The sequence below is a fragment of the Microcoleus sp. M2_D5 genome, from assembly GCF_036701935.1.
Classification (GTDB): domain Bacteria; phylum Cyanobacteriota; class Cyanobacteriia; order Cyanobacteriales; family Microcoleaceae; genus Microcoleus.
The window spans coordinates 1-24,805 of the sequence record NZ_JAUBRP010000088.1 but is presented as its reverse complement, the minus strand read 5'-3'; the positions used below and the strand labels follow the sequence as shown (position 1 = coordinate 24,805).

22 protein-coding genes and 2 pseudogenes are annotated in these 24,805 nt (G+C 46.3%); 16 read left to right on the top strand and 8 right to left on the bottom strand.

Going from position 1 to position 24,805, the window contains the following annotated elements; translation table 11 throughout:
- Positions 1 to 591 precede the first annotated feature (591 nt).
- Positions 592 to 2,063 (bottom strand): annotated as a pseudogene (locus QUA50_RS25755) (IS5 family transposase).
- Between the two features lie 200 nt (positions 2,064 to 2,263).
- A pseudogene (locus QUA50_RS25750) lies at positions 2,264 to 2,998 on the bottom strand (IS1 family transposase).
- A 430-nt stretch (positions 2,999 to 3,428) separates the two neighbouring features.
- Between QUA50_RS25750 and QUA50_RS25745 the strand changes: the two are divergent.
- The 4 genes from QUA50_RS25745 to QUA50_RS25730 all read left to right on the top strand — a co-directional run bounded on the left by QUA50_RS25745 (position 3,429) and on the right by QUA50_RS25730 (position 7,417).
- Entirely contained in the window at positions 3,429 to 4,544 is a 1,116-nt protein-coding gene (locus QUA50_RS25745) for an SPFH domain-containing protein (protein ID WP_333268014.1), read from the top strand.
- Between the two features lie 391 nt (positions 4,545 to 4,935).
- Positions 4,936 to 5,250 carry a YkvA family protein gene (locus QUA50_RS25740; RefSeq protein ID WP_333268016.1) on the top strand — a complete coding sequence of 105 codons (315 nt, stop codon included), beginning with the start codon at positions 4,936 to 4,938 and terminating at the stop codon, positions 5,248 to 5,250.
- 143 nt (positions 5,251 to 5,393) lie between these two features.
- The gene (gene lpxD / locus QUA50_RS25735) at positions 5,394 to 6,434 is read left to right on the top strand and encodes a UDP-3-O-(3-hydroxymyristoyl)glucosamine N-acyltransferase (protein ID WP_333268018.1); all 1,041 of its coding nucleotides are present in this window, start codon (positions 5,394 to 5,396) and stop codon (positions 6,432 to 6,434) included.
- Between the two features lie 113 nt (positions 6,435 to 6,547).
- Entirely contained in the window at positions 6,548 to 7,417 is an 870-nt protein-coding gene (locus tag QUA50_RS25730) for a CPBP family glutamic-type intramembrane protease (RefSeq protein WP_333268020.1), read from the top strand.
- Positions 7,418 to 7,607: 190 nt separating this feature from the next.
- Here the strand turns inward: QUA50_RS25730 and cbiE are convergent, their stop codons facing one another.
- Both cbiE and QUA50_RS25720 read right to left on the bottom strand, forming a co-directional pair.
- Positions 7,608 to 8,912 (bottom strand): precorrin-6y C5,15-methyltransferase (decarboxylating) subunit CbiE, encoded by a 1,305-nt coding sequence (cbiE, locus tag QUA50_RS25725; protein ID WP_333268021.1) that lies wholly within the window; start codon positions 8,910 to 8,912, stop codon positions 7,608 to 7,610.
- A 287-nt stretch (positions 8,913 to 9,199) separates the two neighbouring features.
- Complete coding sequence (locus tag QUA50_RS25720) at positions 9,200 to 9,940, bottom strand: DUF1868 domain-containing protein (protein ID WP_333268050.1); 741 nt, start codon at positions 9,938 to 9,940, stop codon at positions 9,200 to 9,202.
- Positions 9,941 to 10,116: 176 nt separating this feature from the next.
- Here QUA50_RS25720 and holA point away from each other — a divergent pair, with 176 nt between their 5' ends.
- Together holA and QUA50_RS25710 are read left to right on the top strand one after the other, a co-directional pair.
- Positions 10,117 to 11,094: a DNA polymerase III subunit delta gene (gene holA / locus QUA50_RS25715; RefSeq protein ID WP_333268023.1), complete on the top strand. Its 978-nt coding sequence runs from the start codon at positions 10,117 to 10,119 to the stop codon at positions 11,092 to 11,094.
- A 231-nt stretch (positions 11,095 to 11,325) separates the two neighbouring features.
- Positions 11,326 to 12,315 carry a hypothetical protein gene (locus QUA50_RS25710; protein ID WP_333268025.1) on the top strand — a complete coding sequence of 330 codons (990 nt, stop codon included), beginning with the start codon at positions 11,326 to 11,328 and terminating at the stop codon, positions 12,313 to 12,315.
- Positions 12,316 to 12,641: 326 nt separating this feature from the next.
- On the opposite strand, the gene QUA50_RS25705 is transcribed toward QUA50_RS25710, so the two are convergent.
- Positions 12,642 to 13,676: a histidine kinase gene (locus QUA50_RS25705; RefSeq protein WP_333268027.1), complete on the bottom strand. Its 1,035-nt coding sequence runs from the start codon at positions 13,674 to 13,676 to the stop codon at positions 12,642 to 12,644.
- Positions 13,677 to 14,319: 643 nt separating this feature from the next.
- Complete coding sequence (locus QUA50_RS25700) at positions 14,320 to 15,729, bottom strand: S-layer homology domain-containing protein (protein ID WP_333268029.1); 1,410 nt, start codon at positions 15,727 to 15,729, stop codon at positions 14,320 to 14,322.
- A gap of 65 nt (positions 15,730 to 15,794) precedes the next feature.
- On the opposite strand from QUA50_RS25700, the gene QUA50_RS25695 reads away from it, so the two are divergent.
- From QUA50_RS25695 to speD, 9 genes are all read left to right on the top strand, one after another.
- A complete protein-coding gene (locus tag QUA50_RS25695; RefSeq protein ID WP_333268031.1) occupies positions 15,795 to 16,349 on the top strand; it encodes a hypothetical protein in 555 nt (184 codons plus the stop codon).
- A 480-nt stretch (positions 16,350 to 16,829) separates the two neighbouring features.
- Complete coding sequence (locus QUA50_RS25690) at positions 16,830 to 17,312, top strand: BON domain-containing protein (protein WP_333268033.1); 483 nt, start codon at positions 16,830 to 16,832, stop codon at positions 17,310 to 17,312.
- Positions 17,313 to 17,702: 390 nt separating this feature from the next.
- Positions 17,703 to 18,911, top strand: coding sequence for a histidine kinase (locus tag QUA50_RS25685; protein WP_333268034.1), 1,209 nt, complete (start codon positions 17,703 to 17,705; stop codon positions 18,909 to 18,911).
- 446 nt (positions 18,912 to 19,357) lie between these two features.
- Positions 19,358 to 19,546, top strand: coding sequence for a hypothetical protein (locus QUA50_RS25680; RefSeq protein ID WP_333268036.1), 189 nt, complete (start codon positions 19,358 to 19,360; stop codon positions 19,544 to 19,546).
- A 123-nt stretch (positions 19,547 to 19,669) separates the two neighbouring features.
- On the top strand, positions 19,670 to 19,891 hold the full coding sequence (locus QUA50_RS25675) for a hypothetical protein (RefSeq protein ID WP_333268038.1): 222 nt from the start codon (positions 19,670 to 19,672) through the stop codon (positions 19,889 to 19,891).
- 19 nt (positions 19,892 to 19,910) lie between these two features.
- Positions 19,911 to 20,051, top strand: a complete 141-nt coding sequence (locus tag QUA50_RS25670) for a hypothetical protein (protein WP_333298933.1) — start codon at positions 19,911 to 19,913, stop codon at positions 20,049 to 20,051.
- Positions 20,052 to 20,399: 348 nt separating this feature from the next.
- A complete protein-coding gene (locus tag QUA50_RS25665) occupies positions 20,400 to 21,461 on the top strand; it encodes a pentapeptide repeat-containing protein (protein WP_333268040.1) in 1,062 nt (353 codons plus the stop codon).
- 256 nt (positions 21,462 to 21,717) lie between these two features.
- Positions 21,718 to 21,897, top strand: a complete 180-nt coding sequence (locus tag QUA50_RS25660) for a hypothetical protein (RefSeq protein WP_333268042.1) — start codon at positions 21,718 to 21,720, stop codon at positions 21,895 to 21,897.
- An 82-nt stretch (positions 21,898 to 21,979) separates the two neighbouring features.
- On the top strand, positions 21,980 to 22,402 hold the full coding sequence (gene speD, locus QUA50_RS25655; protein ID WP_333268044.1) for an adenosylmethionine decarboxylase: 423 nt from the start codon (positions 21,980 to 21,982) through the stop codon (positions 22,400 to 22,402).
- Positions 22,403 to 22,486: 84 nt separating this feature from the next.
- Here the strand turns inward: speD and QUA50_RS25650 are convergent, their stop codons facing one another.
- A complete protein-coding gene (locus tag QUA50_RS25650) occupies positions 22,487 to 23,083 on the bottom strand; it encodes a hypothetical protein (protein ID WP_333268046.1) in 597 nt (198 codons plus the stop codon).
- A 145-nt stretch (positions 23,084 to 23,228) separates the two neighbouring features.
- Here QUA50_RS25650 and queF point away from each other — a divergent pair, with 145 nt between their 5' ends.
- Complete coding sequence (gene queF, locus QUA50_RS25645) at positions 23,229 to 23,648, top strand: preQ(1) synthase (protein WP_333208430.1); 420 nt, start codon at positions 23,229 to 23,231, stop codon at positions 23,646 to 23,648.
- Positions 23,649 to 23,774: 126 nt separating this feature from the next.
- On the opposite strand, the gene QUA50_RS25640 is transcribed toward queF, so the two are convergent.
- Positions 23,775 to 24,743, bottom strand: coding sequence for a TerB family tellurite resistance protein (locus QUA50_RS25640; protein WP_333268048.1), 969 nt, complete (start codon positions 24,741 to 24,743; stop codon positions 23,775 to 23,777).
- Positions 24,744 to 24,805 lie beyond the last annotated feature (62 nt).

The following is a 24,805-nucleotide window of genomic DNA, read 5'->3' as shown; positions in this document are numbered from 1 at the left end:
CCCGTTGATAGGCGTTAAGTGGAAGTCCTGAGAGGGATGAAGCTGAGGCGTACTAATAGACCGAGGGCTTGACCTCTCTTTCTACATGGTGATGATGATGACTTATTTCTCTGCAGTCTTCAGGGTTTTTCACATGACGGGGTGACAAAAAAGTCAAAATCCTGATAAAATCAAGGACATAGCTCTCAAATCCCTATCAAAAAATAGCAGGTTGTTACGTCTAATTCTCATTAATGAGCGCAACTATTAATTGGCAAAACTATCTTCCAACCACCCAAAATTGACCAGATAATCCCATCCAAAAACGGCTATGACGCTGATAGGATCGATTGCATTCCGTCAACCCTCCCGTCTATTGTTGAATTCCCATTTGCTTGATTTTTTGCCCTTGGAGAATAGCACAACTGTAAGCAATAGCAATGACTAAGATCGAGTTTTTTAATCGCTCATTGTTAGCGTGACTCTTCTCGCTCATTGTAACTACCTGTCTTACAGTCCTTGAACATACCTTCAATAGGGCTTGCTGAATAAGTCCAAAAAACTCAAAAAAGTTCGATCGCGCTATTGCCCGCCAACGCTTAATATAAGTTTTTATTCTACTTGTAATACCGGAGGATAGCTTTTGATAATCTCAGTCACCTTTCTAGTCCTTATTAATATAATTTGACACAAAAAAAGCAACAATAACCTCCTTAATCCCGCAACAAGGTTCATGACTAAAAAAGCAATTGCAATCGCTGTTTGAGATGTATTATCGAGTTTGGTCATCACTCGATCGAGATTAAACCTTCTTTTTGCTTGACCAAATTTCCCTTCTATAGCCTGACGCGCTTTTTCATCTTCTTGAGCTTGCTTTTTTATTGCTTTACTCACATGAGCTGACCGTCTTCCCAAGGGCGGATCGCTCATCCTAATTCCTCTTTCTTTACACCAGGCTCTTCGAGCGAGTACGGTAAATCTGGTCAACGTGAACCGATTCTGGGTAATGCCCTGTGAATTCTTTAAATGCTTCTACTTGGGCTATTAAGTCTCCTGATTCATTGAAGTTATCCCAACTAATTCGATCTAAAAATACATACCCGTCACAACTGCTCGCTGAGATTTTGGCTCCAAACTCTGTGGCTTTTCCTGCTTTTCCTCTAACTATGGGACGAACATGGGGTTGGGTTAAACTTACTATTCTATCGTCAACTCTATTTGTTTTGTGTTGGTACATCCAGGATTGTTGGCGGTAAAGTTCCTGACAGACTAGCAGCAGTTTATATTGTCGCTTACTCAAGTTCTCCAAAAGGGAGCCTAACTCGATTAATTTCTCAATATGAGCTAGGTTTCTTTTGATATATTGCAGTTGCTTTTTAATTGCTGCTCTTTTTTGGCTCTGTTTTGGTCGGCGCTGCTTGGCAATGGCTAGGTAATCTTTACGAGCTTTTTTGCGGTAGGTTCTGGGTTTTTTCGGGCATCGGTCTTTGATTGACTCGTAGAGGATATCTAGGATTTTTTCTGTTTGCATTCTTGTCCGATCGAGAATTCCTATGTCGGTTGGATAGGTAATGTCCGCGCTGGCACAAGTCGCATCTAATAGTAATTTTCCTTGATTTAGCCTCTCGCCTGGTTCTTCTGGTTCTTTTTTGTTTGATTCAGATTTAGGGGTAGTGGCTTCTCTGATTTTCTTCACCCTCTTTTGGTTCACTTTGTTTACCAGGTTGACACTTATTCTTTGCCTAAAGTGAACCAATAGCGATGCGTCAAACGGGATTTCATTACTGTAGGATGACAAACCGATAAAGTATTGCAGGTATGGGTTTTCCCTGATTTGTTCTACGGTTTCACTCGGAGCTGGTTCCTAATTTCTCTTTGATAATTAATGCCCCCAATGCCATCCGAAACGATTTGGCTGGTGCTCCCATAGATTGGGTAAAATTTTGAGCGTATTCTGATTCAAATTCCGACCACGGTATCAGTTGAGCCATCATCACCCAACGGTTATCTGATGCTAATTTCTCCCCGTGAGGGAATTCAAAACTTTCTGGTGCGGTGCCGTCTGGGTCAACTTTTCGGTACACGGCTGTCAACGGTAGTGCAAAGGTTTGGTGCTATTTTAGCCCAAGAAGGTGCACCAGCGGTTCGATCTCATCATCATCTAAGGCTTGCTGTGTAACCCTGGGGCTGATTATTCAGCAAGCCCTTCAATACCGCTGCGACATTTAAAAGTAGCGGCGTTGCTGAATTGAGGTATGATTTGTGCGGTTAAGGGATGTTTTGGCTACCCGATTTGCCTCCTTTGAGTGTGATTGAAATCATAAGATGGATAGGGAACCGGAACATCCCAAAACTTAAGATAATGAATTACTAACCGAATAGAATGTTTAAGCATTTCTACTGACTTAGAATAGCACAGTGTCTTGCGATGCAGCCGGGCCAAATAATGTCGTAGTCGCGTATTCTCGCCCTCTACTCTGGTCATGTAAGTTTTACAGATAATTTGGTCTCCATCTGGGATAAACATGGGGTAAACTGGCCATCCATCTGTGATATAAAAGTAACATTTCCAATTGCCAACTAACGCCCATAGTGGCCGAAAAGTTATAGCACTATGAGTTCCCAATACCCATGCTAAAATCCCTGGGTGAAAGTGATTTAGGGCTGTCCAGAGCCAAATTTTATTTTTTTTTGACCAACAAACGTTTCTAGTTCGTCAAGTTCTCCCACCAGAGGAATTGTGTCTGGTTCGTAAGCATCAGGGAGCAGTTTTCCTACTTGCTTGACCCAATTTATAATGCGGGTGTGGTGTACTCAGGCAAACCCTCTCTATTGCTCGAAAACCCATACCATTGACATACATTTTGAGACATTCACGTTTAACTTCTTCCGAGTAACCTTTATGAGGTTGATAGCAATCTATAAATTGTCTGCGACAACCGACACAAATATAATTCTGTTTACCTTTTTTCTGACCATTTTTATTAACATGAGTTGATTGACATTCAGGACATTGCATAAGCTCTGCGTTTTGAAGTGTTATTTTTGGGCGCTCGCACGCCTTATTTATCATACCCTAATTCAGCAACGCCGAAAAAGAACCAAGCTTCAGAGAGAAGAGAAATATGTCTGTCGGCTTCAAGAAACAGGTAGAACGACGAAAAGACATAGCAACTTTTGGATTGGTTTGTATGGCTCTAATTGGCTAATTGCCCATGACTGCTGTTGGGAGTGGGAAGAGTCTATGATGGGTTTAGTTCGCAATAAGCAGCCATTTTATCAGAGGGGACTAAAAGCTATAAAGCTTATAGGGCAACCGCTTTAGCCTCGTTGTCGCCCCCTGAAGTCCAGAAGTATAGAATAGAGGTTGCGGAACCGGCACACCGATCGCTCGCCCGCAGCAATTTGTTACCCTAAAAATAGAATCTTCCCTCCCTCAACTGCATCCCATGAACAACGCTTCTCCCCTGATTCAAACGATAACTCCAGAACGCTGGGCCGGGTTTAGTATGGACTTTATAGGGGCGGGTTACACGGGTTTGTTGGTCAAAAACGGCCGCGCCGTGCGTACCCTGAAATCCGGGCGGCATTTCAGCTTCGCCCTTCCCCTGCTGGAACAGTGTCAAATTGTCATCGTAGACACCAAACTCCGCAATTTGGAGGTGCAGTCGCACGGAGATTTTTTGTCTAAGGATCGATTTTTAATTGATGCCACTCTGACTGTTATTTATCAAGTTATAGATCCGAAACGAGTAGCTTTGGAATTGTCCGATCCTCTAGCTGTTTTAGCAAGTGCAGTTAAGGATTGTATGGGATTAGCGATCGGGCAAATACCCCTACAACAGCTTATCAGTCAAGGACGGCTGTTGCTGCGCCAAAATTTGCTCGATCGCGTCCAAGATTTTTATACCCTAGGTTTTAACTTAGAAGACGTGCGAATTGGCGATGTCAGCTTTCCCGAAACCAACGGAGTTATTCGCCAAGTTGAGGGAATGAGTGCCCGACAGGAAGCAGAAAATGCCGCCGCCCTGCAAATGAGAATTGCCGAAGCAGGCCGTCCGATTGTTCCTCAAGCTCCCGTACAGCAGTTAAACTTAATTTCAGGTAATTCTCCTGCGAGTCTTCCAGCTTCTGACACAGCAGCAGGGTTCGATCGAGATTTACAACAACTGACAGAACAACTTGGTCAAAACAGCCTCCCTGCTGGGAGAAATCCTCCGCAACTTGCACCGACGGTACTCGCAAGCAGCGATCGCAAAACAACCGCATATTTAATCTACAAACTTTCTGGAGAGGCGATCGCCCTAACGGCCAATCCCTTTACAATTGGGCGCGAACCGACCAACACTTTAGTATTGCAAGATCCGCAAAGTTCCCGCTACCACGCTCAAATCCGCCGCGCCAATGACGAACTTGGCAAACAGCGGTATCAGCTTGTCGATAGCGGCAGTTCCAACGGCACTTTTGTGGGTGGGCAGAGGCTGGCTGCTAACGAACCTTTTTGGCTGCCAAATGGCTGCGAAATTGCGATCGGCGACCAAAAATGGATCTTTCAAAATTCGTGAGTGAGAGATATGAAGATGTTTTTAAACAGCAGATAAACAAAGATGAATCCCATCAGCGTTCATCTGTGTTTATCTGCTGACATCTGCGGTTAAAAAATCCCAATTTAAGTAACTTGATTTAATCACTACATACACGTAATAGATAAAGATGCTTTTCAACCGCAGATAAACGCAGATAAACGCAGATAAATTCCATCGGCTTTCATCTTTCAGGTTTCTGTAGGGGCGTTGTCAGGAGTCCCCGCCCTTCCGACACAGCTTGACAAATTCTCCCTCCCCAATTCCCTATACTCCGAGGTAGAAGTCTCTTGCCAACCCTAGGGGGGATATCTCCACAAGCATTTCGAGCGACAATTTGTCAAGATTGAAAATATAAGTAGAGGACAACCCCATGAGCTTTTCTATACAGTCTGTTTACAACTGGTATCGCGACACCCTCCGCAACCCCAAATACCGCTGGTGGATTATTCTGGGAACCCTGGCATATCTGGTAAGCCCGATCGACATAGCCCCAGACTTTCTCCCCGTCATAGGACAAATTGACGATGTGGCAATTGCAGTCTTGCTGATTTCCGAAGTGTCCCAAATGGCGATCGACTACTTTAAATCCCGCCAAACAGACACAGCTTCAGCATCCGAAGCCACCGGCAGCCCTTCTGAAGCCAAAGGCAGCACTGTTGACGTAGATGCAGTTTCTGTACAATAATTGCCAAAAATAATCGAGCGCTACAACCCCGATTTCTTGAAGAAGTCGGGGTTTTTGTTTTTTAAATGGTAACTGCTCAGATCGTGCTCCAAAGCTGGTAATTTTAACTATGGTCAATCTGTGTTAACAACAAATTTTTATAGATGAAGTTTAGCGAAATAGTACAAAAACTTAACTTAGCCACCAGTCGCAGCCTCACAGCGTCGGTTGCTACCGATCCGGAAATTACAGGCGCGGCCCCTGTTGATGAAGCTGCACCCGGTACTATCAGTTACATAGAAGGTGCTAAATTTGCCACTCATGCAGCCTCGACAAATGCTTCGGCTTTAATTTTACCCTTAGATGAAAGCCTGCAAGCTCAATGCGACGATCGCAACATTGCTTGGATTGCCGCAGCAGATCCGCGATTGCTGTTTGCTGAAACGATCGCCATTTTCTATAAACCGTTTCGCCCAGCATCCGAAATTCATCCCTCAGCCGTCGTTCACCCCTCAGCAGAAATTGGTGAAAATGTCTATATCGGCCCCCACGTCGTTATTCAAGCAAAAGTCACAATTGGCAGCAACGTTTGCATTCATCCAAATGTCGTAATTTACCCAGATGCGGAAATAGGCGAAGGCACTGTTTTACACGCTAATTGTGTCATCCACGAACGTACTCGCATCGGGGCAAATTGCGTGATTCACAGCGGTGCGGCGATCGGTTCCGAAGGTTTTGGGTTCGTGCCGACAGCCACAGGATGGGTGAAAATGGAGCAGTCTGGCTGCACTGTATTAGAAGAGGGCGTTGAGGTGGGCTGCAACAGCACGATCGACAGGCCCGCTGTCGGAGAAACCCGCATCGGCCAAAATACAAAAATTGACAATTTAGTACAGGTAGGTCACGGCTGTCAAGTCGGGAAAAATTGCGCGTTTGCCGCTCACGTTGGCATGGCCGGCGGGGTAAAAATTGGCAACAATGTAATTTTGGCAGGTCAAGTGGGAATTGCCAATCAAGCTAAAATCGGAGATGGGGCGATCGCCACTGCTAAAGCCGGAATTCACGGCGACGTGCCCGCAGGTGCGATCGTGACGGGCGTTCCAGCAATTCCCCACAAACTATTTCTCAAAGTCGCAGCCGTCTACAACCGCTTGCCCGAAATGTACCAGTCTCTGAGGCAAATTCAGCGCAAGCTCGATCGGTAGTCATTAGTCATTAGTCATTAGTCAGCAGTCATTAGTTAACAGTTAACAGTTAACAGTCAACAGTTAACAGTTAACAGTCAACAATCAACAGTATTATAGTTGCAACCCATTAAATGTGGAATAGTATAACTAACCTGCGATTGCTGTCGCCGTCAATACCAGCAATTGTCAAAATAATCTTGTTTTTCTCAACTTGGATTGTTGTGTGGCTTCCCGTAGCGATTGTCCTGGCGATCGCCCTCAAATGGCATCCACCCCAACCCCTGGGAAACAAAAAATTACCTTTACTAGCTTCCCTCTACGCGATTGTCCCCTTCATTTTATGGGCTACAAGTTGGATAGAAAACACATCTTTTACTAACTGGGGTTGGGAATTGCAACCCGCAGTTTTGATGTCATTAATGCGGGGATTAGGATTAGGAATAATCAGCTTAGTAATTTTATTCGGTCTGCAATTAACCGCAGGCTGGCTCGATATAAAACAAAGCGAAACTTCCACAGAAACAGGCGAAAAAAAACTTAATTTTTGGACTTTAATCGTTAACCCTGCTAGTCTGCTGACTCTGTTATTAGGACTGTGGATTAGCGCCACAGAAGAGTTAATCTTTCGCGGCTGCTTGCAAACAATCCTCCAGCAAGATTACTCAGTGCTAATCGCAGCAGCGATCGCCAGTTTCATTTTCGCGATCGCCCACCTAATTTGGGCCGCCAAAGAAACTCTACCGCAACTGCCCGGATTGTGGCTGATGGGGATGGTTTTAACATTAGCCCGCATCGCCGACAACGGCAGTTTAGGATTGGCGATCGGCATTCACGCAGCTTGGATTTGGGGTATAACTACCGTAGATACAGAAGGCGCAATTAATCCCACAGACCGCGCACCAGAATGGATTACAGGAATAGCAGCAAAACCCCTAGCCGGTGCCGCCGGAATTCTTCTACTGCTAGCAACAGCAGCCGTACTGTTCTTAATTAAAAATTAAAACCTAATACCCCAAACCCCTTTAAAATTACCTCTTCTCTTCCTCTCTTCCTCTCTTCCTCTCTTCCTCTCTTCCTCTGCGCCCTCTGCGGTAAAAAAAGATTAGATTCAATCAAGCGAGAACTAAAACCACAAAAAACACAGATAACACAGGCATTAATTTGCGTTACTCGGCGGTTAAAATTCAGACATTAATTCAAGTGTCGATCGATCGTCACAATCGAAACTGGCCGCAGCGCGTCAAAACGAGTTGAATTCCCCCCAGCCACAGAACGCGATAGCTGCGCTTGCACGATTCGGTAACTCCAGTGCGGTTCGCGGCGCACCCGATCGCCCATCCAGCTCAAAACAGTAGCAATATCCTCAAAAGCATCCAAAACCAGGACGATCGAGCCTCCAGGGAGCAGCCGCAGCGCGCAAACGCCCAAAATTTTAGTCAACCCTCCGCCACTACCGCCAATAAAAATCCGGTGCGGAGGACGCAAGCGGTGCAAGATTTCCGGGGCGGTTCCGTGAATCGAGAACACATTTTGCAGCCCAAAACGGCCATAGTTGAACTCGATCGCGCAAGTACCAGAAGCCGTTTGTTCGATCGCGTACACCTCAGACTGCGGGAATAAACGAGCAATCTCGATCGACACAGAACCATTACCAGCACCCACATCCCAGACAACTTGTCCCGGTTGCAAAGCCAATTGTGCCAAAACCAACACCCGCACTTCCCGTTCCACCGTCAAACCAGGCTTGTCGCCACAACCGATAAAAGCTGCATCCGGTATTCCCAACAAAGGCAACTTTTCCAAATCCAAAGGTTCCGTCCCCGGCGGAGGTTCCCGGAGCATCACCACCACGCTCAGCGGTGCAAAAGACTCTCCCAGCAAAGCTTCCAGAGACTTAGGGCTTACCCGTTCCTCGGCAGCCCCCAAATTTTCGCAAACCCAAAACTTGTAGCGTGTCGGCAAATCTAGAGCTTTCACCAAACTTGCCAGTAAAGCCGGAGTATGAGCTTCGTCCGCCAGCACCGCAATCTTCTCCACACCGAGCTTCAGCTTCGCCGTCAGCTCCTCAAAATAGCGTCCTTGAGAGCCTACACAATGAGCATCTTGCCAAGGGATTTGCAAGCGGTTAAAAGCCAACTGCACAGAACTGATGTGGGGGTGAAAAGTCAATTTTTCTGCCGGCAATTGGGAAATTAACAACTTTCCCCAGCCGTAGAACAGCGGGTCGCCGGCCACTAAAATTACGATCGGTCGATCGCGGGGTTCCACCGTCCCTGCAGAGGGTTCCAATTCGGCTTGGGTCGCCCACCAGCGCCGAATTTCCAGAATTGCTTCGGTCAAATCTTCCAACGCCCAGCGCTCTCCGTCGTGCTGGGGAAAATAGCTCAAATGGCGCTCGCTCCCTATTAACAGAGCGGCCATTTCTACAACCTGCCGCGCCGATTCGCTCAGCCCAGCAGCTCCATCTAAACCTATACCAACAACGTGTACTGTCACTTTTTAAGCAAAAAGTAAAAAACCAGAATTACTGATTTTTCCTGGTTTTTCATAATTTTTTTCCTTGACTTTACGGTCAAACAAAAATAATTAAAGCATTTAATAGGCAATATCCTGACTATTGCCACAGGGGAGAGGGGGAGAGAGAGTGGGAGATGGGAAGAGTGGGAGATGGGAAAAAATCTTCACATCGATCCTCTTCCTTATTCCCTCGGACTGACATCCGTTACATCCGTTACATCCGTTACAGAATCCGTTGCCGAACTTCCCTCTTCCCTCTTCCTTCGTTAAAACTCAAAAACAGGCCAGTCGGGTTGCCGGAGGTAGGTAGCCATGTCCTCAAACTTCCGCAGTTCCACTCGGTGTACGGACTGTTCTTGCGGCGTGTCCAGCCATTGCTCGTTTAACTCAGACAGCAAAGCGCACAAGCGATCGCGGTCTAAGTTCGGCCCGATGTCCCCAAAATAAGCCAGAGTAATGTGGGCCGTAAAATGATATTGCTGTTCAATTCCTAAAGCAATTAAATCGGGATTTTGATAGATCGATCGGCGAAACTCCAGAATTTGCTTGTAAGAGTTTTCGTCCGTCGGTGCCAAACAAACACCCACAGCTCTAGTCATCACCATCAACCCCAGCACTATCCAGCGAATGGGAGCGCCGCCCGCCAAGGGTTTGCAGGCGGCAAAACGATCTGCCATGCGCGAGCGCAGTTGCTCCTCAAATTCGGGATTTTTATCAGAGGCATCTCGAAAAGCGCTGTTCCAAATCAAATCGGCTACGGTTAAATGGAAGGTATCAGGAGGCAGTGCCACGATCGCACCCTCCGCTACTTCCTGCAATAGCCGTTGTTGGATCGAGTGCAAATTACTGTAAAATGCAGCATTTTCTGCATCTTCCCCCGCAGGGGGCGTAATCACCGAATAACCTGGAAAAGGTACAGGATCTCTCCGGCCAGTTTCGTCGGGCTTAAATTTTGGAGATTCCTGAATGTGTTCCACCTGGGACTTGTAGGAGTCCAGCAGCGTCATTCGCGCCACCCGATTTACGTAAGCTTGATAAGTATCATCCAATCTTGATTTCCTCGCGGTGACAAACTCCCACACCAAATTTTATATTATGGCGCGGGCTTCCAACAGCCCTATTCAGGATATGTTGGACAAGCCTCGCCTGCAACTCCGATTTTTTTGGCTACTGAGCGTTCTTTATGCAAATTTACCTGTTTTGGGGGGAAGACGACTTTGCGATGGCCCAGGCTGTGACAAGTTTGCGCCAAACAGTCCTCGACCCCAACTGGGCTAGTTTTAACTATGACAAAATTATTGCCGATCGAGCCGACGCTGTGGTCGAAGGGCTCGATCGAGCCTTAACGCCGCCCTTCGGTACCGGCAGCCGTTTTGTCTGGCTGGCAAATACGACTGTAACGCAGCAGTGCTCTCCTGAACTGTTAGCGCAATTGGAACGGACGCTGCCGGTGATTCCCCCTACCACCGTGCTGCTGCTGACATCCGTCAAAAAACCCGACAGCCGGCTCAAATCTACCAAGTTACTCTTCAAGTCCGCCCAAGTGCGGGAATTTTCGCCGATTCCGCCTTGGAATGACAAAGAATTAGCCCAGCGGGTGCGCCAAGTCGCAGGCGAAATGAACGTCAAATTGACCGCCACAGCGATCGAACTTTTGGCCGAATCCATCGGCAGCGATACCCGCGGGCTATACAGCGAACTCGAAAAATTGCTGCTGTTTGCGGGCAACCGCAGCCAACCTCTGAACCCGGAGGAAGTTGCCGCACTCGTGCACTGTCACGCCCAGAATACCTTCCAGCTAGCCGATGCGATTCGCGAGGGCAATACCTGGGCCGCTTTGGATTTACTGGCCGGCTTAACTGCCCGCAGCGAGCCTGGTTTGAGGATTGTGGCGGGCTTGACTGGTAAGTTTCGGACTTGGCTGTGGGTAAAGGCGATGATCCAAGCGGGCGATCGCGATGATAAAATTGCTCAAGCTCTAGAACTCGGCAATCCGAAACGAGTATACTATTTTCGTCAAGAAGTCAAGAACGCCAGCTTAGAAAAACTGCAAAAAAGTTTGCCTTTGCTGCTAGAGTTAGAAGCTTCTTTAAAGCGGGGCCGGGAAGAAATCTCAACCCTGCAAACCAAAGTTATTGAACTTTCTAGCTTGTTTCGCTGATGCGCGACAGGGCACAGGAGCGGCCCCTTACTGTAAATTTTTACAACAAATTTCTTTCTTCGGCTATCTGCTTGATGCCCGATCGCGGGGCCAAAGGTCAATAGATACTAGAAATACTCTCAGAATGCCAAAGTAGAAGTTAATGTGGTAAATAAATATTGTCCGCCGAAATGCCGATCGGTTAATATTATTTGCCGGCTCTCCACCCCCCCCAAAAAAAGAGCGCTACCCATGACACAACACAACCCGCGGGAACTGCTCAAGCAAGGCGATCCAAAAGCGATCGCATCTAGCATCAACCGTACACTCAAACCCAAAGGCATCAACGCCGATGTGACGCGGGACAACGGCTGCCTCCACATAATTCTGGAGGCAGACAAAGTACCGGATCAAATGGTATTGGTCGATTTCATCCGCACCGGCATGACGAAGCTGGGACTCGAATCAATTCACACTGTAAAGGTTTACGGGCGTCGAACAGGTGACGGTGAGCCTGCGTGGGAAGATGAAATCGATCTGATGCCTGCAGATTCAATGCCTTACCCCTTGGATAGTGGAATGCCTGACGACTCTGTAGGTTTAAATGATGTCGAGCCCGAAGAGGAAGACTATTATCAAGAAGGAGAATTCGATCGAGATGACGACGAGGAAGACGAAGACGAAGACGAAGAGCAAGCCCCGCCTCCGAAAAAACAATTTCCCAAATGGGTAATACCTGTGGGTATCTTAGTACCTCTGGCGGCGATCGCAGGGCTTTTCTTTACTAAAACTTTCCCCTTCGGCGACTCGAACCCAGAACCGATAGCCCCCGAAGCTGCTTCCCCCTCCCCCCAACCCTCATCTCCCCCTTCTAAAGCCGCTCCATCCTCGACCGCCGCATCTCCGGGCCCCCCACAGGCAGCCTCACCTGCACCAAAACCAGAGCCCACTGCTACAGCGCCAGCAAGCCCAGCTCCAGCTTCTCCTGCACCAAAAGCCGCCGCGCCTAAGCCTGACTCTTGGAGAGAAGCCGTTAACACAGCTCAGAAGGCAGCAATTTCGGCCCAGAAGGCTCAGTCTCAAAATGAGTGGATCGCAGTAGCAAGCGAGTGGCAGCAAGCGGTTAAGCTCATGAGAGCCGTACCGTCAACCAGCCCTAACTATCAAAAGGCTCAGCAAAAAGCGGCAGAATATCAGGCTAACCTGATTGTTGCCAACCGCAGGGCAGCAGCAGCGCCTTAAGAGTTTTGAGTTTTGAGTTGAATACTCGATGTGCTAAAAGTCAAAAGTCAAAAGCTAAAAGTAAAAAAACTTGTTTTTACTGAAAGCTTTCTTACTTTTGACTTTTTTCAATTTTATTAAAATTTCATTTAACTTTACCTATTGCTCTGACCGGGTGACAACCCCGTCAGCCTGGTTGCTAAGGATCGCGAATTAAATAACTTACAATTTTAATTGTTATTGTGGGATGGGCTCTTATAGCCCGTCCACTCATGACGGGAGGGACGCCCATCCCACTTTCAAGAGTGGAAGTTATATAATTCTCATTCCTAAACACAGAGCTTGGTTTAAATTTGTTCTTCCCCTTGATTAAAACGCTGAATTCCTTTATTTTTATCTACGCGCACAATAGCATCTTTGGGAAGATTGAGGATGCCTGTAAATAAAATTTGGCTTACTTTGAAAGCTTCTTCCTTATTTTTGTACTCGGCAAGTTCGCGCTGTAAATTGTCAATTTTCTCTTGAAAACGAGCGGCTTGTCTGAGCATTTCTTGTTCTGAAAAGTCCAGCAATTGAATTAAATTAGCCACTTGATATTCAAGTAATTGGGTTTCTGCAAGATGGTTATTAGTAACAAAAAATTTAGAAGTTTCTGAAGAGTTAACAAGACTTTTTTTTTCGGGCATGGATAATGCGGTTTTGACACTAAGTGCCAAATCTTTAAACATTTCAGCCGTGCTTTGGGGAATTTTAACTTTGAGGAACATCACTACCGCAAACACACTTCCTGACGGCAGAAGTCCCCCAAATCCCAAGACCGACTTGACGTGGTAGGGGATAATTAAAGAATTTTGATCGGGAATAAAGGGGCTGCCTTTTGCCTCTGATACGTGAAAAATATTTAATACTGCCGGTTCTAATTGCAGAAACCTTTCTCGCTCAATTCCGAGGAATGTAGGAATGTCTAAACCAAACTGCCGGATTATTTCTGAAATCGCTGGCATTTGAGCCACTAATTTTGTGCTAACTAATGGAATAGCTGTATTTTCTGCTGCGGTGTGCCGATAATTCCACTGCGGTTCTGTGCCTGCTGCTGCTAGCAGAGTCCAACATTTCATGTCGGCGCCGGGGGAATTGCCCTTCATCAAGCGGCGCGCGGATTGTTGCAATGAGTCTTCTAATTCCCCGTAGGGATGAGTTTTGAACAAACGCACTAAGGCACAGGTATTTTCTCCAGTTTGCGAATCGCAAAAATGTCGGTAAATATAGTTAACAATCTTCTGGCTGCTGGCTTCCATACTAGCAGTATTTCTACCGAACTGGCGCAGGACTAAGCTGCATTTCGCCATGTCTTGCGGGGTAAATAAGGTAATATCGTACATTAAAAAATGCTCTCCAAGAGCTCAAACACTGTTTTTCATTTATCGTTAAGGCCGCTAAGCCATCCGGAATCCTACTGAGAGTTTTGAAGAAAGTGTTATATCAAATCCGGTAGCATCGGAATTATTCCTCTCTGTATTCTCTCCCTCTGCGTTCTGGAGCGCCCTCTGCGGTTAAATAATTCCGATACAACCGGAAACCATATTAGTTAAAATATGTTGAAAATTTGCCCGCAAAATGGAGCGGTTGTATGGCAGGATACAGAAATTAAGATTAAAAAAAAATCTATCCCCTAGGGTAGGCCACAAGGACAGAAAAGCCGATGTATTATTTCAGGAATAATTTTTTACGATGACTCGCCCATAGGAATTAAAGAAACAAGGTTTTTCAGCGGATATGCCTCGCGTTGTATTGGGCATTTTCGTAGATAAAAGTCGGTTGCTGGGTCAGCCATATTCACAGAAATCCTAGAAACTCAAGCTGAAATTTTTGTGGCGGGCGATCGCACGCCGATCGATCGAAAATTGGTACAATTTCGTCAGTCTAGGACGCAAAAACCGGGTTTGCTTACAGAAAAAAAACCCGGTTGCTTTGTTTTGGCTAAGTAGATGCTGTGTTCAAAACTTTTAACAACCCCAAACAACTCTACTCAGCAGGTGGAGACTTTGCTTCCAGGGCATCTTTAGCAGACAATCCCTGATCTTGAACGCCAAAATACCACAAACTAGCAGCAGCTTCGGCGCGAGTCACTGATTTCTTCGGCTGAAACAGAGTAGTAAAACCAAAAACCCGGCGAATATTCGCCAAATCTCCATTGTTAAAATCAGCTAAAACTGCCCGCGACGCCTGGGAATCAATCTTAGAAGCATCTTGAAAACCCCACTTTTCTTTCACTCCGTCAATGTTAGCTGTCGGCAAAACTTGACGAGTATCTAAAGGCACTTTCCAGAGAATCATTGTTTCGCGAGTTAAAGGTGCATCCGGGCGAAATTTCACATCTTTAGTTTCTCCAGAAAGCGAACTCGGAATTACACCGGCTTCTGCTAAACCTTGAATTGCTGAAAAATCCGGGTCAGTTTTGGATACGTCAGAAAAGGCTGGTTCGCTAGAGTCTACTGCTAATCTAATTTGTTTGGCTTGACGGCTAGCATAAATCTGGTTGTTAGCTGCTACTAACCAGCGGGCGTATTCGCGGCGAGTAATAATTTTGTTGGGTTTGGGCAAAGTGTTGCCAGTTTCTAAATTAGCACTTTCTGTCGATCGCACTTTCAGCACTTCCAACTGACTTAAATCTGCCACATACTGTCGCAACTGTTGAGGAATTTGGGTGTCTAGTTGGCTAACGTTTGCTGATTTTGCCGAGGCGGATGGTGTGGAAGTAGTTCTCTCTGAATTAGAGGGAGTTGGTGAAGCGGTTGAAGATGCGCTAGACTCGGAATTGTTAGGTTGGGGACTGGCGGCCATTTCTGGGCCCTCTTTGCTGTAGTCGATCGCAAATTCTGTAGAACCCCCTACTTTCTGAGTAGGAGAAAGCGACACTGTTACCCGTAAATTATCTCGCGTTGCTACCAAAGAACCTTGTCCCTCGGCGGTGGGGCGGCTGACTATTTCCCAGTTGCGACGCCCAAACTCTGTGGAGTAAAAGTTTTGAACCGAATTAACAGGATCTGTGCTTTCCCAGCGCAGCCGCACATTTTTTTGCGACGGATCGGTTTGCCCCCCAACTTCGATTAACTCAGCGTTAGGATAGAGTGGAATCTCTGTCGGGAAATCGGAAGGAAGTTTGGCGGTAGAGTTTGTCTCAATTGTTGTCGCTGGTGGCGGGGAAGAGAAAACCACTGGATTTTGTTTTAATTTCGGATCGGCGGCTAAAGATTCTTCAAGTGCCTTGCTGTTGGGGCTGTTTGCACAAGCTGTGACAGCAGACAGCAGACACACAGCTAGCCAAGTATTTACAGCAGCGAGTATATTGGTTTTACTGGTTTTACTGGTTTTACTGGTTTTAGAGCGTCCTTGAGAGTTGCCTCGCCGTTGAGTAAATATAATATTCAGCATAAATCCCCCCTTTGCGGATATATTTCTAGGCTAGCGCAGATCGGGGAAATATATTTCTTACCCAAATGAAATTTCTGTATTTACTTCTAGTTACTGCTACATTACTTTCATACCCTGTCAAGTTTGCCCGTCCTGCTGCATCTCAACCAGCCCCGCTACAGACAGCCATTCCGACGCCAGAGTGGCAGCCATTTTGCTCAGCGATGGGTCAGTTTGCGATCGATATGCCGGCAAATCCCAAAATTAATTCTGAAATTTTTTCAAATCAAATTATTGCTCATACATATCGATCGAACTTAAAAAACAAAGAAACTTATTTGCTTCAATACTTTGACCTAGATTTTCGCCTGACTAACAATAATATCAATAATATCAGAATAACTTTAAATAGTGCAGTTGATTTTTTCGTCGTAGGGGCGAATGCTAAAGTCTTGCAAGTGCGGGATATTTCCCTCGGAGGCTATCCGGGAAAAGAGTTTGAGTTTCAGCCGCTTTCCCCTACTGAACCTGTAGGTGTAGGTCAAGTTTTTTTGGTAGAAACGCGCGTTTATGGGCTGGTAGCCACTACCTCAAAACCAGAAAATGCTCAAAAATTTCTCGACTCTTTTCGTTTATTTTGAAGCAGGAAGTTGGGTAATGAGTAGTGTACGATATTTAACAGATTTAACGGAGAAATGTTGAAGGAATAAGTCACAGATTCCAGGAAAGAGAGAAAAACGAGTGGGGAGCGGTTATATTATTTATTAATAAAACTTATGCTTGGCAACTGAGTGTTCAGGAAAATCTTGACTTGGGCAACAAAAAAGATTCCCATCAACCGCGTTTTTGAGGAAGAATGTAGTCAGAACTAAATTACGCTTGATTTCAGGTAAGACCTTATTGTATTTTTTGTACTCTATCTAACGACATAGATAAAATTTACACCCGTGGAGCGATGTAGATACTTGCTCAAGTTTATATATTTGATATAAGGATTTTTAAATTGCAGAAAGCACAAACCAGAAAGCAGAAACAAAGATGCTGTCTTGCTCCATCTCGCTCCCATCTGGCTCCACCAAGTCAGCCTCATTGAAAGCTTACCCGGAGGGTATTAACCTATTATGAACAAACTAACACCAATTCTCCTCAGCGGCATCTTATTATTTGGAGGTGTGGCTTGCAGCGACGGGGCTAAAACTAGCGCTGATGCTCCTAATTCTCCCACACAAAATACCACTAGCCCGCCCCCTGGCGACACTGTTCAAAAAACTCAGGATGACGCCACTAGCGAGATTCGCAGAGCACAAGCAAATTCTGATATCAGGGCCAGAGAACAGCGCAACAATGTGACGGGGGGCGATGCAATCAGAGCCGATGGCGACCTCCAAAGTCAAGTGCGCTCCAAGTTAGAAGTAAACATCACTAAAGGTCAGCTAACTGTGGAGGCAAAAGACGGGCTTGTCACCGTAGGTGGCACAGTTCCCAATCAAACTGATCTAGCTAAAATTGAGCCGCTAGCTAAAGAGATTAAGGGTGTCAAAGATGTGAATGTTACGGCTGTTGTCGCCCCTGCTGCACCCGCATCGCCTAGCAGCAATCAATAAATTAGCCGGAAGAAGTCCGAGGGAAAGATGTAGTTATCTAGTAGGAGAGAAGTCTGAGGGAAGAGGGTAAAGTTTGGCATTGTAAGATTGCTTGCGGAGCAGATTACAAGGCTTAGGTGACTCTCTAGGGAGAGCTGGGTTTTAAGTGAAAGAGTTTAAATTGAATTTTAAATTCACGCATTCAAAACTCGCACAATACCTGCAACTTCCCCTTCCCAATTTCCGATTTCCCATCCCGGACAATTAGTGGGAAACCAACCTGAAGATAGAGTGGGAAGTTATTCCCAGCGACCGATGAAAAATGTTGGTAAAAAATGACTAAATGTGATTGATGGCAGAGCATAAATTCTGTGGTTGTGTAAAAGCAGTATATTTTGCAGGAGAAAAAAAATGGCTTTAGGTCAACACAAGCGAGCTGTAGGAGCATTTTCTAATTACCGAGATACGGAACTAGCCCTGATGGAGCTGCAAAGTACCGGGTTTCCGATGAATAAAGTTTCGGTAGTTGGGGAAAAGCTAGATAACAGCGAAATTGCGGGCGCTAGCGCTGGTAAGAGTACCGACGAGAAAGTCGGTGGTGGCGCAAAAGCAGGGGCGACAGCGGGAGTCGTGACGGGCGGTTTGATTGGGTTACTCGGAAGCATTGGAGCGCTAGCGATTCCGGGAGTTGGCCCGGTGATGGCGGGGGGTGCGATCGCCACTCTGCTGGCAGATACTGTAGTCGGAGGCGCGATCGGGGCTGCAGCAGGCGGTTTGGTCGGCGGTTTGGTCGGTTTGGGAGTTCCCGAAGATCAAGCTAAAGCTTATAACGATCGCGTCTCGCGCGGAGAATATTTGGTATTCGTAGAAGGTACAGATGCCGAACTTGCCACAGCCGAAGGAATTATGAGCGTGCGGGGCATTCAGGATTGGGGCATTTACGATGTGCCAGCAGACACCGGCCGCAGAGCTTCTGGTCGCCAGAAGCGCGCCGTGGGAGTATTTTCAACCCGCCGCGAGACGGAACACGCACTGGGAGAACTGAGAACTGCAGGTTTCGACATGAATCGGGTTTCGGTCATCGCTAAGGATGCTGACTCCAAAGGCGACATCGCAGGCATTGACGTGCACGACAGCACGGACAACAAGGCCGATGAAGGGGCCACAAAAGGCGCCCTGACAGGTGGCACTTTGGGCGGTTTGACAGGCTTGTTGGTAGGTCTGGGCCTAGTGGCAATTCCGGGCATCGGGCCGATTATGCTGGCAGGAGCCTCAGCTACGGCGATCGCCACTACACTCGCCGGTACGGCTTTGGGTGCGGCAGCAGGGGGCTTGATCGGAGCTTTAGTCGGTATGGGAATTCCCGAAGAGGAAGCTAGAGCATACAACGATCGCGTGGCCAGAGGAGATTACTTGGTACTGGTTGACGGCAGCGAAGCAGAAGTCGCTAAAGCCGAAAGCATTCTGAGCCGCGGAGGTATTCAACATTGGAACACCTACGACTATCCCAGCGTCGATAGTGCTCGGGCTGATTACGGCGCACCGGGCACTCCAGGGGTTGATACTACGCCTGGTATTTACGATCCCAATCAGGGCGTTACGGGCAACCGTCGGATTTAATCATTCAGACTTTGTTTGGGTATGGTTTCTACTTTCTGCTGAGTAGTCGCACTCGCGCACTCGGATTGTAGAAAGCGATCCAAGCAACAGCGGCGAGCTAGCGGTTTTACGCTTCGTCCGTAAAATTATCTCAAAAGTCGGCTTTTTCTCTGAAAGCTGGCTTTTGTTTTGTTCTGGAAAGTTAAAAAAGCTCCCTGTCAAAAGTTTAATTTGGATTAGGGGCTCAATCAGTGAGCTGGGCTTTGCGCCGGAGGATCGATCGGCTCCCTTAATTTTTATAGCCTAAATCAGCAGCAGTTTTTTACTCTGTAACACTCACTACAGCTCGATTGCAAACCCTGCAGTATTATCAAATTTGATGACATAAATTACAGCAGATATTGCCCAGTTAGTCAAAGAGCGACTATCTTTAATTATGGGGTGGCTAATTTCACCAACTTATACAGGTGAAGTACCCAGTCCTGCGCGCCCAGAAATGCCTGCGGTGGTCGGCAAATATTAGAATAGTAATAATTGTCGGAGCCTTCGGGCAAGACTTAGGCTGGTCATTAGTTGGCTGTAGCAGCCGAATTGCCGTTGGCAATACCTGCTACAGGAATACAGTTTTTCTGGGAATGCCTCAGCGAAACATTTGAGAAGCCCAGGAACAGCTTTGATGTCCGGGAGCGCGTCTGGTGTCCGGTGTTCTGTAAATTAGAACCGCAAGCGCTCATGGATCGAGTAAAGATTAACAGCAAGCACAGCAGCGCGGGAGCACAATGGCTCGCGGCTCGTTTTTTCGCGAAATCTCAGGCTCAGCGCAGCGTATTGTTTGCTTTGCCTGCGACTCGCTCAGCACTCCGAGGGAAGCAGCCTTCCTGTTGGGTTTCACGCTGCGCGCAGCACAGTGGGGGGAGGTGAAACTAGCTGAGCTGACCGAGCTCTGCTTTCAGGGGCGATCGAAGATAGAAGGCACTTATGTAGAAGGCATTTGGGGTTGAAGCTCCGATATCTTGTTTCTTGATTGCACTAATAAATTCGATCGCCAGTACCAGCAATTTTTCCGGTCAGAAGGTGGCGCGGATGCCACCAGCAATACCCCAATTATTCGATCTATCTTTACAAGAGCGATCGACCACTTATCGGTATTTTGGTAATTAGTTAGCAGGTAATATTAGTAGTTAGCAGTTAGTATAAATACAACTAACAATTAACAACTAACATCAACGGCTAAATAATTACTAGCCAAATAAGACTTACAGGGCTTACAGGGGGCGAGAAACTCGGTTTCTTCATGACTGCCGCGCTGGCAAACCTCAGATTATACCATAACCCGGTTTATTTTCGTAAGTTATAACTAGGTTAGCAGGGTGATGCTAGGAATCAACCAGTTTTGACAATTGTTAATGTGGCAGTATAGGTTGAAAAGACTTACTGCCAAACACGATAGTACAAATTTTCAGACAACATAGAACATCGAGAAATTAAGGAAACTCACTCAATTTTTTTATGAATTTCACTGAACTTTTAAGTGCCGATGAACTTTTAATTAGACATAGAAACGGGGAACGAGATTTTCGAGGAGCCAACCTCATTGCAGCTCATTTGAGTGATGCTAATCTCAGTAGAACAAATTTGAGCAGCGCTAATTTGAAAGGTGCTAACTTAATTAAAAGCAAACTGATTGGAGCTAATTTAAACGCCGCCGACTTGAGCGGAGCTAATTTGTGTAAGGCGAAATTAATTGAAGCTAACCTGGGGAGTTCTAGTTTCACTGGAACTGTGGCGCTCGGCGCAGATTTTAGCGGGGCCAATCTCAGCGGAGCAATATTGTCTCAGGCTGACTTGAGCAAAGCTGTGATGACGGGAGCGAGTTTAGTAGGAGCTTGTTTGCTAAGTGGCTCGAAACTAACTGAGGCTAATTTGAGCGGGGCGACGCTGAGCCGAGCAATTATGAGCGGAGTTGATTTAAGCAGAGCAAATCTGACGAGAGCCATTCTCAGCGAGGTAGATTTGAACGGAGCCAACCTGAGCGGAGCAACTTTAACTCGGGCTTATCTCAATCGCGGAAATCTCAGCGGCGTCAATTTAGTTGGGGCTTGTTTGAGCGAAGCAAGTCTGCGGGAGGCTTCTATTTGCGCTGCTAATTTGAGCGGTGCCGACTTGAGCGGTGCTGACTTGCAATCTGCCAATCTAAATGGTTCTAATTTGAGCGGTGCCGACTTGCAGGGAGCTAATTTGAGTAAAGCTAATTTAAATGGTTTGATTCTGCACAATGCTGATTTGAGGGCTGCGAATTTGAACAAAGCTTCTTTGCGGGGAGCTAACTTGAGCGGTGCGAATTTGGCAGGTGCTAGCTTGCTGGAAGCGGATTTGCGGGGGGCGAATTTGAGTCACGCCAATTTGTCGGGAGCGGGTTTGCTCCTAAGTTCTCTGACAGGGGCGAATTTGACAGGAACTAATTTGTCGGAGGCTAATTTGATTGGGGCCAGCTTGAATGTTGATAATTTGAATGAAGCAGCTTTGGGCGGGGCGATTTTGCCGAATGGAGCTACTCACAGCCGGGATTGATAAGTTGATTCAGGAAAAAGAGTTGTGAGTTTTAAGTTAAATAATCTTTAATTTAAAACTCACAACTTTTGACAAGAAAGAATTCAAGAGTCTGAATTCTGAATTCAGTTATCGGTTGTGGGGGGCGGGTTGATAGAGATTGTCGGCGATGGACAATCTGTTGACAATCTATGAAAATTCGGACTCAGCGATGCAGTCTCAGAGGCAATTTCAGCATTGCTTTGACTAACTAATTCGCTTAGACAGGTTTTGCAACATGATGTTGAAACCCAGCAGCAAGAGCTTGGTTCTGATTAAAGTCTCCAGCATAAGCAGTCAGGGCGATCGCCGTGCGGTTCCACAATTACAATTTGACGCGCGATCGCCAGCCCAAGTCCCAAACCCCCACATTTACGACTTAGGACTCCATCCTCCTAATCTTCATCTTTCTTTGTGAAAGATACTTGCAAAATTTTTGAGACCGTGCTATGGTTAAAAGGTTTGAGACTTAAAAATCAATAGAGGTAAAACCCCGCAGAATGAAACAATTGGGAACCCATCTGGTCGCTGATGCTTGGCAGTCTCCTGGAGACCTGCTCAACGATCCTGAACGTATCCGCCGCGCTATTCTCGATGCGATCGAAGCCGGAGGAGCTACTCTCATCGATTTGTGCGTACACCAGTTTAGTCCTCACGGAGTGACAGCTACTGCTACTTTGGCAGAGTCCCATATAGCAATCCATACTTGGCCTGAACACGGTTATTTTGCTGCAGACTTATTTTTCTGCGGAGCCGGCGACCCTCACCGAGCCATGAAGGTGCTACAGACAGCTTTGGAAGCTAAACAGGTAAAACTCACTGAGTTCACGCGCGGTTTCGATCCAGGGGTGGGAATCGTAGGTTCTGCTTGTGAAGAGCAGTATGCCCCTCGTTCAGTAGAAACGATTGCCGCCAGAGGATGATGGCCAATTAGCGTAACTTTGAACAATTTATGCTAGGTTTTGTTTAAAATCCCACGGCTTGAGCCGTGGGATTCTTGTTGGAATTTACTTTTTCATTAATAAAGGGCGAACAACTAAATAACCTGCACCGAAAGCTGCAATCACAATCAGAAAAATCGCGATCGCCAACCACAATCCGCTTAAGTCTGAGGTTTTTTTGAGTTGCGATCGCACGCGGTAAGGAGTTTCCGGCACCTCTGTAAATAATTTTTCGGGAAGTGGCTGGGGCATCGAGGAGGCTGTTGGCTCCGGTTCCGGTAGTGGGAAGGGGAAAGCCACTGTCTGAGGTGGTTGAGGTATGGCAGAGTTAGCCTGCGAGGTTACAGGTGGTGGGGGCGGTGGTTGAACGCTGAAATCGAATTTGACTGACGGCATTTGAGGCATCCCTGTCTGGGTAATACTCTGAGCCGAGTTGACTACTTGCTGTAACTGTTGGGATACTTGAACAACTGTTTCTACTTCTCGCCGCAGTTGTTGATTTTGTTGGACTAATTGCTGATTGTGGGTTTTGAGGGAGTCCACCATCGCTTGGGCTGCTTGCAGCTCTGCCGTGACTTCTCGATAGAGGGAAATTGGTACTGATGGAGAGTAACTATTTGAGTTTTCAGGGGAAGTATTGTCAGATAAGGTAGTATTTTGCATAATTGTAGATGGCGAGGGTGAACTTGTTTTAGTTTAGCCTGAGACTATTTGCAATTAGATCGATCGCAACACAATTCGTCAAGATATTTGTTACAGATATTGAACGTAAAATTAATTTAATGTTACAAGTTTTTAGTCGATCGCTATGAATAAGCACGCACCGGAACAAACTATGTCGCAAAAGTCAAGCACCGAAGAAATGAAATACGGCGAACGCCAGATTTTGGAAGGGGAGTTAATTACTTTCCCGAATCCGCGAGTCGGGCGGCGCTACTCGATTAACATTACGTTGCCAGAGTTTACTTGCAAGTGTCCGTTTTCTGGCTATCCCGATTTTGCGACTATTCACGTTACTTACGTGCCAGACGAGCGGGTGGTAGAGTTAAAGGCGCTGAAACTGTACGTCAACAGTTATCGCGATCGCTACATTTCTCACGAAGAATCGATCAATCAAATTTTAGACGATTTTGTGGCGGCTTGCGCGCCGCTGGAAGCGACGATTAAGGGCGATTTTTCGCCACGCGGGAACGTGCACACCGTGATTGAGGTGTCGCATCAGAAGTAGAAGGCTCAGCCTTTAAATGTGCGTTATCAGAATACTCAGATACCCGACTTCTTTAAGAAGTCGGGTATCTGAGTATTCTGTTTTTTTAGCCCTTGCTCACTTAACTAGATAAATTGTTATCAAAGACTAAAGATTATCCGCTGCTGGTTGGAGGCGGTATTGTTCGCGGACGCTCAATAACTTAGTCTTGGAACCCTTTGGTTCTAAGGCTTCCGTCAGCCAAAGCTCTTGCTCATGCTTGATGTTTATCGCCCGCCGGATTTCTTTCACCTCCTCACGAGAAATACCTAGCTTATCTGCCATGCAGTTATGAAGATGTAATTCTGACAAATCAATTTTGCCATCAGCAACGGCAATCTCCCAAGCTGTACATAATATTAGGCGATGCTTTAGTCGCTCTTTATTGCTTTGACTACAACTTTTTTCCCGATGTTCTTCATCAAAAGGAATACTCGTTGTCATGATTTCATCAAATTTTTGCCGTTGTTCTATGGCTTTGCGAACTAAATCTCGCTCTTCCTTTCTCATACCGGAGGTAGTCATCAATCTATCTATAGTATCTTCCTCCTTGTCATCTAATTGACCATCAATCCAAGCCATTGGTAAAGCAGCAATAATTATCTCTGATAAAAACTTGCTCATCTTGGCCGCTTCTTCTTGATTTTTCCAGCCCGTCAGACCGCTGTAAATCCCGACAGTTGCTAATACTCCCAGTCCAACAGGAGCAGCAAATGTTAGTAATGAGTAGTACCCTGCACTGACAACAATACCCGTTGAACTGCCCACCAAGCCCCCAATCAAAGGAATGCTGTGGATAGTTGTCCAAATACTAGCCGGCGCAAATACTGAGGTCGCAACTGCTGAAGCGCCAACACCAGCCAAAGCCCCTACAGTTGCACCTGTCCCTAGTGCAAAAGCATCTTTTGTCCAATCTTGCCCCTTATTTTGCTTTAATAAGTCGGCACTTATACCTTCATACTCTGCAACTGAATTTTTACCAACATATACATTCAATCCTTCTAATTCACGATCGATATAGCTTTGATAAGATTTATCACTAAAGTTGATGCCACGCTTACAGCAGGGTAAACGCATCTAAATTAATTTGACAAACACCTAAATTTGTGCATTACTAAATAACTAAAAAAAACTTTTAA